Annotated in this window: 1 protein-coding gene and 1 pseudogene; one reads left to right on the top strand and one right to left on the bottom strand. The window is 36.8% G+C overall.

The genetic code is table 11. The features are described from left to right. Nucleotides 1-269, top strand: a pseudogene (locus tag J2Y03_RS28840) (IS110 family RNA-guided transposase); the annotation flags it as partial. A gap of 266 nt (nucleotides 270-535) precedes the next feature. On the opposite strand, the gene J2Y03_RS28835 reads toward J2Y03_RS28840, so the two are convergent. Then, a complete protein-coding gene (locus J2Y03_RS28835; RefSeq protein WP_310200709.1) occupies nucleotides 536-1,033 on the bottom strand; it encodes a P-loop nucleotide/nucleoside kinase family protein in 498 nt (165 codons plus the stop codon). Nucleotides 1,034-1,312: the final 279 nt, after the last annotated feature.

The following is a 1,312-nucleotide window of genomic DNA, read 5'->3' as shown; positions in this document are numbered from 1 at the left end:
CTGAAGCAGCTCAATCAGTCAGGGGTTCAAAAAACTATCTTGGTGCATTGTATCGACGAACAGCTGGACGAAAAGGCAACAAAAGAGCAGCTATTGTAGTTGCACACGCGATATTGCGGATCGCATACTACCTGTTAACTAGAAAAGAAATGTATGTAGACTTAGGCGAAGACTACTTTGATAAACGAAGACAGGTATCTATTGTACGCCATTCGGTTCGAAGACTAGAAAACTTAGGCTATACGGTTACAATAACAGAAGTTTCCTAAACCATCATATAATGATATAAACACCAAAGATCAGACGCTCCTCCCCTTTTTAAAAAATGAATGAGCTGCGTCTATTTAAGTATTGCCATTTTTCGGATCTCACAGAAGTTAATTTTCATGGTAGTTTAAGTGTACCACTTCACAAAGTTACATCGATTTTAACATATATACATTGAAACTTTTCTTACTCACATTTCATTTCATATCATATAGAGTACCTCCCAGAACAGAAGGTACTCTATTCACACGAATCATTGAACTCCTTGTTATTCTTTTCCGCTAAACTCTAAAATATTTAAACCCTCGGATGCCTCTGGTGCTTCAAAAAATTTAGTAACATGAATAAACACCACTTCCGTGTCAAAAGCTGCTCTTTCGGGTTGTTCGTTACGCCTTTGTGCAATTTGACGTAAGCATTGCTCGTTATTTAGATTAAGGAAAATTAGTTGATGGCTTGCATTGACCTCTGACGCCATATCCAAAAACCACTTTCGCAGTTTTTGAGTGTTAGCTGGAAAATCCATCACTACATCTGTACCGACACTTAATATGTTTTGGACATGCTTTTTCACCAACGGCTTGAGCTGCGCTGAGAATTTTATATAGTCCTCAAATGATGCAATCTGATTGGGATAAAGAGATGAAAGCCATTCATCCTCAGACAACAGTACCGCATGTTTATCTATCGCCAATTGTTTTGATTTAGTTGATTTTCCAGCGCCCATTTTTCCACAGAAAAAGTATAGCGTCCCCAATTGTTTCAAATTTTTTAACCCCCCGCGCTTATTTTAGTGGTTGTTGCCCCACCTTGTAAGACTATAATTTATTTTTTTATATTTTTTCACTAATGTTGCACTTATTTAATTTTAATATAAAAATACTCGAAATGTTCGCTAATCTGCTTCGTTAGCAGAATAAGAAAAAAGATGCTGCCGCTGCAACACCTTGTTTAACTCTTTCCCCCTTAGTTGAAGAGTGGGGGTTTTCTATATTTTGTAATTTGTTCAAAAGAATACGCTAGCTTAATTAATGTTCCTTCACTA

It is taken from the genome of Neobacillus niacini (genome assembly GCF_031457145.1).
In the GTDB taxonomy this organism is placed as follows: Bacteria; Bacillota; Bacilli; order Bacillales; family Cytobacillaceae; genus Neobacillus; species Neobacillus niacini_J.
This window is presented reverse-complemented; position numbering and strand designations above follow the sequence as displayed.